A 10,285-nucleotide genomic window follows, 5' to 3' on the forward strand; every position below is an offset into this window, starting at 1 on the left:
GCAATATGTGGAGTGAGGAGTAAATTATCGCCTTGGTAATTCGCCAATGGGTTATTAATTTCGGCGGGCTCCTTGGTGAGTACATCCACCCCCGCACCGGCGATCAACTGTTGCTGTAACGCTGTAGCAAGATCGGCCTCATTAATGATCCCGCCGCGCGCGGTGTTGATAATAAGGCTACTGGGTTTCATCATTTTGAGTTCGTTAAGGGTGATCAGATCGCGCGTTTCATCGGTTAACGGGCAGTGGACACTGATAATATCCGCCGTGGTAATGGCTTCCATAAAGGGGATACGGCCAGCTCGACACGAAGCGCCTTTACGCTCGGCGACAACAACATGTGCACCAAATGCGTCGGCTACTTTCGCCACGGCTTTGCCTAATGTACCCCCACCAATAATAGCCAAGGTTTTCCCCTGTAAGTCATTAAAGCTGTAATCGAGTCGACAAAACATCTCGCTTTTTTGCCAAGCACCTTGCTGACAATCGGCCTGGTAGCGGTGCGTATTGCCCAATAAGTTAGTGATTAACGAAAAGGTGTGTTGCACTACCGAGGGGGTTGAGTAACCGGCCACATTAGTGACGGCAATGCCAAACTCTTTGGCAGCTTCAAGATCAACGTTATTGGTGCCAGTGGCACTTACACAAATCAGCTTAAGTGCGCTGAGCTGGCGCATCGTGTCGCGATTAATAACCACTTTGTTGGTGATCAACACTTCTGCATTGGCACTATGCGCAACGACCTGTTCTGGGCTAGTTAGTTGATGTACCGTTAGCTCACCTAACTCGGCAATACAGTTAAGTGATGTGTTTGCAAGTGTTGCATTATCAAGAATAGTGATTTTCATGGTTCTTCCTAGATTAAACCTCAATTTGAGAGGGGGTTGGCAGGCGGTATACTACGCAACTTGCCACGCTATGTATCAGTGCTATTGCTACCATCTTATTAAAAGCATGCTCACTTTGTTAACGCGATTGATATTGTTAACTAAGGTCAGTACGGCTTGATAGGCTAAGGTACTATAAAATATACAGTTTGTTAAATTTGAAGCGATCAGTCCGATTATTATTTAAATGTGGTCTGCCCACTCGCAAGCATGTATCGTGGTAATCTTTGCGGCTATTTATTGGGCCAGCTCAGCGAACGCGCTGTAGCCACACTGGGGGCATGCGCCTTTTATGTTGATTAATACAACTTGCCAGTGAGCACCTTTAGCCTGTTGTTTATACTTGCCCACTAAACTATAACTCTATGTACGCTAGGTAAATCGAACTTTAGTATTGCTAGTTTCGTATTTTTGCTTGAGTTATAATCAAAATCAGCCATAACGGTACGCTAAGCGTGCCGTTTTTAACTTTGTAGATGCAGTAAATGATTGAATTAGAAGATAAGTACGCAGATATAAGACCTTACAATGATGAAGAAGTGACCGCTTCGCTTAAGCGTTTAATTGACGATAATGCGTTTATTGATGTTATTGCAAAGTATAATTTGCCGCGTTTTTTGTCAGCAGTGCCGTTTATAGTGCGTCCATTAATTAGGCACCGATTACGTAAAAAGTGGGGCGCTATTAAACATGTAGAAGATGTACAAAACATCGTCGCGAAATACTTAAATAAGCTGGTGAAACGCACCACCTCAGAAGTTACCTTTTCAGGACTAGATCAATTAGATCCACAGCAGGCTTATTTATTTATCTCAAATCATCGGGATATTGTACTCGATCCGGCCTTGGTTAATTGGGGCTTATTTCAGCATAAAATGAAAACCGTGCGCATTGCCATTGGCGATAATTTATTACAACGCCCCTTTATTACCGAGCTAATGCGCTTAAATAAAAGCTTTATTGTAAAACGCTCGGCAAAAGCCCCTAAAGAAATGCTTAAAGCGTTAACACAATTATCGGCTTATATTTACGATTCATTAAGCACCGGCCACTCTATTTGGATTGCACAAAAAGAAGGCCGCGCAAAAGATGGCGTTGATCAAACCGATCCTGCGCTGTTAAAAATGTTACAACTAAATGGCCGTAAACAAAAAAAAGAATTTGCAGAATACATCAAAGAACTAAAAATAGTGCCAGTGTCAATTTCATACCAATTTGAACCCTGTGCCATTGCCAAAGCGAAAGAGCTTTACCATAAGCAGCATCACGGTAAGTATGTAAAAGCCGAGGGTGAAGATATAGCCAGCATTGTTGAAGGTTTTAGTACAGCCAAAGGACATATTCATTTAGCGTTTGGGAAACCGATAACTTCTCATTGTGATAGCGCCGATGAGTTGGCGAAAACCATAGATAAACAAATTATTGACTCATTCTATTTGCACCCAGGCAACTTTATTGCGGGGGGCTGTCGTGAGGCGGTTATTGATGCTGGCGATGTTGCATTATTTGAGCAGCGCATGGCGCAAGTGCCAGAAGAGCTCAAGCCGTTAGTATTAGCTATGTATGCCAAGCCTTATCATCGCAAAGCTGAAATAAATCGCAAAACCTGTGAGCATTAAGCGTTCGCGCTGCACTGAATAATTCGTGTTTTATTCATTGTGCAGCGTAGCAAAATGCGGGACAACCCTGGGTATTTTGCTGTGCTAACTTATCACCTTTACTGCTGCAGCTGCTGTTTGCGCAAACAGCGCTATACTAAATAGATAGTGTCAGTAATGGTGGGGAGGAGTAATGCAGCAAATTGAAATATTTGATATTCCTAGCCCCTGTAAAAGTATTTGCTTGGTAAATAACCGCGGCTACTGCAAAGGTTGCTACCGTAGCCGAGAGGAGCGGTTTTTATGGAATTCGTTAACCAATGCGCAAAAGAAAAAAGTATTACATTTATGCCAGCAACGCTATAAACGTTTTTTACAAAAAAACGCCAAGATGGCGCTGTGGACGAAATAGTAGAGCAGCAAGATTTTGATTTTTAATTGGCTATATTATATTTAGCTTTTAGCGCATAAACAGTGCCATTGCTGTGAAGCTTAATTAACGCCTGAGTTATTTTGGGCTGCAGTTGACTATGTCGTTTATGCAGATAATGATACAAAGAATAGCGTGTTAAGCGCTGTGTTTGCATACACGTATGTGCAGCGTACACGACCTCCGTATTGGCCGAAAAATCCAGCAATAAAGCGCCAGCTACTTTTTGCTGTAGCAGTAAATTTAATTGTGTACTGATATTTTTAACGCGAATAATATCACCCGCAAATTGCATTTCCTGTAAGTAAAACGATTGCACCGGTGAGCCCGTTAATACCGTAATACTAGGGAGTTGTGCAAATGGGATGGGGATACACTGTTGATACAGCATCAAGTTAAACGTTAACAGGCTGTAGTCTACGCGTTGCAGGTTGCGATAGTGTGATTCAATACTGATATTGCGCCCTAATTGACCATCTAATACGCCGCTATTGGCCGCTACTAAGGCATTTTCTTTACTAAAGTCGATAATATGCAGCGTATACCCTATGTCTTGATACGCCAAGCTGAGAAGCTCAATAATATAATTCGTTTGCGGGCTACTTTGTGGGCGATTAAAGGTTAAGATGTGTTGCTGACTAGCAGCCGACATACTAAACAATAAGCTGGCAACTAAATATAATTTCACAAATCTATGCTGCATTGACCCCGCCAATTAACCGATAAGATATTAACTACCCCAGTAATAACGTTATAATAGCAATCGCATTACTTTTAGCCTAGCTGAAGTGTTTTTAAAGCAATATTTCTATATATTGTGCATAGAGTTAATTATTTACTTTGTAGTAGGAGCTGCCATGAGTTTTAATTTATGTAATTTACCCCGTGAGCAAAAATACCAGATCCAGTTAGACTATGAAGCGTCTTTTTGGGCTTATCAAATTAAGCGTGGCAAAAAGTCACGCGAGCAGATCTATAACACCTTACATAGCCGCCCAATTGCAGAGCAGTTAACGTTAAAACAAAATTTCGAACGCTATTTAGCCCTTATGTTAGGCTAACCATGTACCTAGTAAAACAGCTGGCGCCGATAAAAACTGCGTTAGTGAATAAGTTTTATGCTCAACACAGTGTACGCGGACGGGCTAATAAGCAAGATCAGCTTTGGGTTGTGTACCATAATAACAACATAGTGGCCGCTGCTCGAGTACAGCATAAGGCCCAGCTGTTATTGTTATCCACGGTGTTTGTGGCTGCGCAATACCGTGGTCAAGGCTTAGCAAAAATGCTGCTGAAAACGTTATTAAGCCAGCAACCACAAACGCTCTATACATTTGCTTATCATAATGTTGTTGATTTATATCTGTCGCTTGGTTTTAACCTGGTGTTAACATATAATCCTGCATTGTTAGTGCTTTTCGACACTTATAAACACCGTAATATCGTTGCTTTAGAATATCGCAGTGTAGAAAAATAACCATGGGATCAAGCATGAGTAACAGCATTACCCGAATAATAAGCTACGTGCTCACATTGATGCTAATAATGAGCTGCCACGTCAGTGCGCAAGTTAAGCGCTTATCGCCAAGTGAAGGGTTATCGCAAAGCTATGTGAGTACCATGCTGATAGATAATAATGGTTACTTGTGGCTTGCTACTGAAGGGGGGTTGAACCGTTATGATGGTTATCAGGTTATACCTATCAATGGCCCCAATGGTGAGCTAGAAGAAACTATTATTGATCATATTTATCAAGATCCTCAAGGTCATATTTGGATCGCTTCTATGCTTGCTGGCTTGTTTCGCTACGATCCGGCAACAGATTCCTACCAACAGTTTTTAGGCAAACCCCGCAGTGAAGAGCAAATAATTAGTCAGTCGGTGTTTAGCATGCTGGCAGTTGACGAAAAAACACTGTGGATTGGCAGAGGGCGCGATTTTGCAAAGTTAGATATAGCTAGCGGCGCAATTACTAGTATTTTCACCCTCCCCAGTGACTTTGAAAATACCTTAGTTCGTGAGTTGTTTTACTATAATGGCGCTATTTTTATTGGCACCAGCCATGGGGCCTATGTTTATCATATTGCCACTGAACAAGTGCGGCCACTACAGCATTTATCTGCAGAAGCTAAGCATATATACCAAAATAATGTGAAGTCATTTGCGGTAGGTAAGGATAATCAATTATTGGTAGGCACAGTGAAAGGCTTATACCAAGTTGATATTAGCAACTTAAGCAGTATGTTTGAGCGCCCAGAGCAGCCGTTTAAAAACGCCGTGTTACTTGCCGATCTTAATGTTTGGCGCATCGTTAATCAGCAACAGAGCGTTGATTTAGCCACCGACAAAGGACTATTTCGTTATCACCTAGAAACGGGCCAGCTAATTAAAAACAGCCGTATCAAACAAAGCAAATACACCTTGGCAGACAGCAGCATAATAGACATGGTGTACGATAAGTCGGGAGGAGTCTGGCTTGCCACTCGAACGGACGGGGCGTTTTATTTATCCAGCGATAATTATAAGTTTCATAATGTTGCAGGCAGTATGCTGCAGGGGGATGGTTTTTCGCATCACTCTATTTGGGGAATTACAGAATATAAAGATAAATTATGGTTGGCGACTCATAACGGTTTAACGGAGGTTGATTTAACAACAAATAGTAGCAACGTCTATTTGCAAAACTATAACGTTGATTTATTAACTACCGAATTTACTGTTTATCGCATTATGCCTTATCAAGATAAGTTATGGCTCTACTCTAATAGAGGGCTGTTTAGCTTTGATCCCCAGACTCAGCAGATCACCGAAGCTAAAACCCAAGATCCGAGTAATCAAGCGTTTATTCGTGGCTGGGTACATGGGGTGACGTTAATGCCAAGCGGGGAGTTGTATTATGTCAACGCGGATCATGGCATGTTTATGTACAATATTAACACCCAGCAGTTAACGCGTTTAGGTGGCGAATTTGCTCGCTTTGATCCCTTTTTAGCGCATGGTTTTTTACCGCCATTGTCAATTAAGCCAGATAGCCCGTTATTTTTTAGTAATGGCATTTTATATCAAGTTACGCCAACTAGTTTCACCCTTAAAACCTTGTATAAAGTACCGCAACAGCATGAAAATGTAGCGGTTAATGTGCTTTCCTATGTAGTGGATAACAATAATATTTTATGGCTGTCGTTATCTAATTTTGGCCTGATAGGCATAGATGCCAACTCTTACGAGCTCGTACACACCATAGATCTAGAAAAAAATCGGCTTGGTACTTTACTCTACGATATGGTGCTTGATGATGAAGGGATGATTTGGATGAGTAGCCACAAAGGAATTTGGCGCTTAAATCCTAACACATTACACTTTCAACAGTTTACCTCATCCGAAGGGCTGCACTTTGCCGAATTTAATAGTGGTGCAATGGCGCAGTTAAGTGATGGGCGTATTGCTTATGGTAGCTTAAAGGGCTTTACCTACTTTGATCCCAAAGAAAATCAAAATACTGAGCCATTAATTGATCATGTGAACATAACACGGATCAATTTAATGTCCCGTGATCTCTCGGTTAACTTGCAACAGCCATTAAAAGAAGTGCTATTAAATCATGATGATATTGGTTTAGAAATTGCTTTTTCGGCCATGTCATTTAGCTTTCAAGAGCGCATAGTTTATGAATATCAATTAGATAATGGCAAAAAAAGTTACACACGAAATAACCGCGTGGTGTTTCCCAAGTTAAACCCAGGTAATTACCAATTAAAAGTATGGGCAATCGACCCGCTGACCGGCGAGTATACGCCCCCCGCCATTTTAACGATTAACGTGCAGTACCCGTTGTGGCGTGCGCCCTACTTTTTAGTGTTATACAGCCTATTGTTGATTGCCTTAGTGGCTGGTTGGGTGATGCGCCGCAATAAAATCCAGCGTATTTTATTAGCCGCCCATCAAGAAAGTAAAAACAGTGAAGCACGTTTAAAGTTAGCGCTAGAGGGCAGTGAGTCCGGTGTATGGGATTGGCAGTCCAAGAGTCTCACTATTTATCAACCGCGTTTAGTTGATGAACTGGGTTATACAGAGGAGAGTGTGAGTTTAGATGATTATCTGGCAAAAATTCACCCCCAAGATCGGCCATTATTTCGCTTAGAATGGCTAGAGTTTTTGTCTACCGATAAAGGCTACTTTGATTGTACGTACCGCCTGCGCCACGTAAAAGGACATTGGCGATGGTATAAAGACTTTGGCAAAGTTGTTGAATGGCACGATAAACAACCGCAAAAAGTGGCGGGTACTTATACCAATATGACCCGCGAAATGGCGTTTGAAGAGCACGCACGGTTATTTGCAGCCGCCTTTGAGCAAACCCGTGATTGGGTATTTATCCTCGATAAAAACTTTAATATTCGCGCGTCAAATAAAGCGTTACAAACAGCATTTAACTTTTCGGCAGAGCCACGCTCGAGCCGTGAACTTAATTTAGGTATTGCGCGCAGCAGTTGTTTTGATTATTTACGCATCATGCAAACGCTCAAGGTGGGTGAGCACTTTAGCTGTGAAGACAGTGTTGTGCTTGCCAATAAAGAGCGGCGTCATGTGTTAGTAAAAATAAGTGCGGTGGCCGACAGCGCCCAGCGTTTAACCAGCTATATTGTAATTTTAACTGATATTAACGCCCAAAAATTAGCAGAAAATGAGCTGCATATATTGGCCAATTATGATCAATTAACGGGCTTGCCGAATAAAACCCTGTTTAATGATCGGGTGATCCACGCTATCGAGCAGGCACAGCGGCATAAATGCAAAGCGGCGTTATTACACATCAATATAAAACGCTTTAAGCACTTTAATGACTCATTAGGGCGAGAGGTGGCCGATGAGTTAATTAAAACCGTGGCGGAGCGTTTAAAAGCCACTTTACGCCCGAGTGATAGCGTGGCGCGGTTTGGCGGTGATGAATTTGTGGTATTGGTTGAGGATATTCAGCAACTAGAAGAAGTGCTGCAGGTATGCAGTAAATTAATGGATAGTGTAAAGCAAAATATTACCCTGAACGAGCAAGTTATTAACGTTAACTTGAGTATTGGGGTTGCCACTTACCCAGAAGATGCACTGCAATATAAAGACTTATTAAAAGCGGCAAATATTGCTTTATATCACGCTAAAGATAATCTAGAGGGCAGCTATAAATTTTATAAGCAGGAAATGAATCAGCGCGTACAACAAGCATTGCACTTAGAGTCGCAGTTAGTGAAAGCCTATCAACAACATGAGTTTTGTAATTATTATCAACCAATAATAAGTGCAAAAACACAAAAAACGGCGGGCTTTGAAGTACTGTTACGCTGGCCAAATAATCAAGCAATTAATCCGCAGCAGTTTTCATTAGCGGCTGAAAGTATTGGTTTAATTACCAAAATAATGTTGCAGACCTTAGAGCGGGCACTTAGTGAATTTGCTGCGTGGCGTGCGGTGTCGGCTAATTTATATTTATCGATTAATTTATCGGCCTTAGATTTTGAGTTTGAGAAACTGGTACCGGGAATAAAACAGTTATTAGCAGACGCGGCCATTCCTTCTCAAGCGATTGTATTTGAGATCACTGAGTCTATTTTAATGCGCGACTCCGAGCAGGCGTTAAAAAGTATGCAAATGCTAAAGGCGCTAGGGTGTCGCTTATACATGGATGATTTTGGCACCGGCTACGCGTCGTTAACTTACTTAAAACGCTTTCCAATCGATGTATTAAAAATAGATCGCAGTTTTGTGCAAGACATCGGCGTGGATTCAAATGACGAGGCAATCATTCACTCAACGCTGACCTTAGCCCATAGCTTAGGTAAGGAGTGTGTTGCCGAAGGCATTGAAAGCTCGCACCAATTGGCCTTTTTAAAAGCCTTAGGTTGCGATCATTTTCAAGGGTACTTATTTAGTAAGCCAGTGTCAGCGGATGCGGTGCTACCGCTGATTACGCGCGATTGGCGTGATGTATTTACCCAAGGGTAAAGCGTCTTTATGGACGCTTACCACAATGGCGACAAAACAGCTGCGCGCTGCGGGCATTAAGCTGCGTTTTTATTGCTTTATTGGCTTCAAGCTTACTTAGCCCGAGCTTGTAGCGTAAGTCTTCGAGATGAGACAGTTGCGCCTCGCCTAGGCTACCGTCAATTAATTGCTCATAGACGGCATCTTCAAATACCTGACGCCGCTTACGTACTTGCTCTGAAAAGCTCGAGGCTAATAAGCCGGTCGGTACCGCCACCATGCCCATACTCACTAGGGTGATGACACCACCAAATAACTTGCCCAGCGGGGTGATCGGCACCACATCGCCATAACCGACCGTGGTCAGGGTGGCCATTGCCCACCACATAGCGGCGGGAATAGAGCCAAATTTGTCGGGTTGAATATCATGTTCCAGTAAATAAATGCCACATGACGCTAAAATAAGCACCACCGCCATAATGAAAAATGCTGCTAACAGCGAACTGCCTTCATCGATAAACGCTTGCAGCAACAGTTGCATTGCCCGTGAGTAGCGTGTCAGTTTAAATACGCGGAGCAAGCGTAACACCCGCAAAAAGCGTAAATCGAGGGCAAACGCAAACATCAGCAAGCTGGGTAAAATAGCAATTAAATCGATTAACGCTAAAGGCGAAAGCAGGTAGCGAATGCGGCGTTTAGTATTTGAAGTCGCCATGGCGGCGTACTTAGCACGATCAACACAGGTCCACAGTCGAATCAGGTATTCAATGGAAAAGAGGCTGACCGACACCACTTCTAATAATAAAAATTCTTGATGATACTGCACAGCAATACTGCTGACCGACTCTAACACGATGGCAATAACATTCACCATGATCAGGCTGATCAACGCGATGTCGAGTAAATGCCCAGCCCGCTGATAGTCTCCAGAGGCTTCAAAAACATGGGCAATGGTTTGCCTAAGGTGACGGAGATGATTCATTATAGTGTTAGCACCATATTGATACTGCCTTCTTCAAAATCGCGCGTTATTTTAAAGCCCAGCTTACGCGCCAGCTCAATCATGCCAACGTTTTCGGGTAATGTGATGCCTTCTACTGACTTTACCCCTTGGCGTTTACAATGAGCAATGGCGGCATTCATTAATAGTCGACCAAGCCCAAGCCCTTGGCAGTCTGAGCGCACCACAATGGCAAATTCAGCGTGTAAATTATCAGGATCCATAATAACGCGCGACACCCCTAAAGTGCGTTGTTGATTGTCGTGTTGTTGGCTGACTATAAACGCCATTTCGCGGTCGTAATCAATTTGCGTCATTTTCGCCAGTTGATCGTGGTTAAACTGTGGAAGTTCGCCAAAAAAGCGTTTGTATCTGTCTTCTTTGGCTAACGAGC

Annotated in this window: 8 protein-coding genes and 1 pseudogene; 5 read left to right on the forward strand and 4 right to left on the reverse strand. The window is 42.7% G+C overall.

The window, feature by feature from the left end; all coding sequences use genetic code 11:
* Positions 1-848 (reverse strand): D-2-hydroxyacid dehydrogenase (locus ABYB02_RS10830; RefSeq protein WP_372762471.1); only part of this gene is annotated, 848 nt, incomplete at its 3' end.
* A 524-nt stretch (positions 849-1,372) separates the two neighbouring features.
* Here ABYB02_RS10830 and ABYB02_RS10835 point away from each other — a divergent pair.
* Positions 1,373-2,506, forward strand: a complete 1,134-nt coding sequence (locus ABYB02_RS10835) for a 1-acyl-sn-glycerol-3-phosphate acyltransferase (protein WP_372762472.1) — start codon at positions 1,373-1,375, stop codon at positions 2,504-2,506.
* Between the two features lie 172 nt (positions 2,507-2,678).
* Positions 2,679-2,923, forward strand: a pseudogene (locus ABYB02_RS10840) (DUF1289 domain-containing protein).
* On the opposite strand, the gene ABYB02_RS10845 reads toward ABYB02_RS10840, so the two are convergent.
* The gene (locus tag ABYB02_RS10845) at positions 2,920-3,618 is read right to left on the reverse strand and encodes a hypothetical protein (RefSeq protein ID WP_372762473.1); all 699 of its coding nucleotides are present in this window, start codon (positions 3,616-3,618) and stop codon (positions 2,920-2,922) included. The pseudogene ABYB02_RS10840 and the gene ABYB02_RS10845 sit on opposite strands and share 4 nt — an antisense overlap.
* Before the next feature lie 154 nt (positions 3,619-3,772).
* Here ABYB02_RS10845 and ABYB02_RS10850 point away from each other — a divergent pair, with 154 nt between their 5' ends.
* From ABYB02_RS10850 to ABYB02_RS10860, 3 genes are read left to right on the forward strand one after another with little or no spacing between them, the layout of a single operon-like run.
* Complete coding sequence (locus tag ABYB02_RS10850) at positions 3,773-3,976, forward strand: DUF3283 family protein (protein ID WP_372762474.1); 204 nt, start codon at positions 3,773-3,775, stop codon at positions 3,974-3,976.
* A gap of 2 nt (positions 3,977-3,978) precedes the next feature.
* On the forward strand, positions 3,979-4,392 hold the full coding sequence (locus ABYB02_RS10855; protein WP_372762475.1) for a GNAT family N-acetyltransferase: 414 nt from the start codon (positions 3,979-3,981) through the stop codon (positions 4,390-4,392).
* A gap of 14 nt (positions 4,393-4,406) precedes the next feature.
* Positions 4,407-8,912 carry an EAL domain-containing protein gene (locus ABYB02_RS10860; protein WP_372762476.1) on the forward strand — a complete coding sequence of 1,502 codons (4,506 nt, stop codon included), beginning with the start codon at positions 4,407-4,409 and terminating at the stop codon, positions 8,910-8,912.
* Between the two features lie 7 nt (positions 8,913-8,919).
* On the opposite strand, the gene ABYB02_RS10865 is transcribed toward ABYB02_RS10860, so the two are convergent.
* Positions 8,920-9,873 (reverse strand): ion transporter, encoded by a 954-nt coding sequence (locus ABYB02_RS10865; RefSeq protein WP_372762477.1) that lies wholly within the window; start codon positions 9,871-9,873, stop codon positions 8,920-8,922.
* Positions 9,873-10,285, reverse strand: a 413-nt coding sequence (locus tag ABYB02_RS10870; protein ID WP_372762478.1) for an N-acetyltransferase family protein, incomplete at its 5' end; no start/stop codon positions are given. The genes ABYB02_RS10865 and ABYB02_RS10870, both read right to left, overlap by 1 nt.

The organism is Pseudoalteromonas sp. (assembly GCF_041613455.1).
Lineage (GTDB): Bacteria > Pseudomonadota > Gammaproteobacteria > Enterobacterales > Alteromonadaceae > Pseudoalteromonas.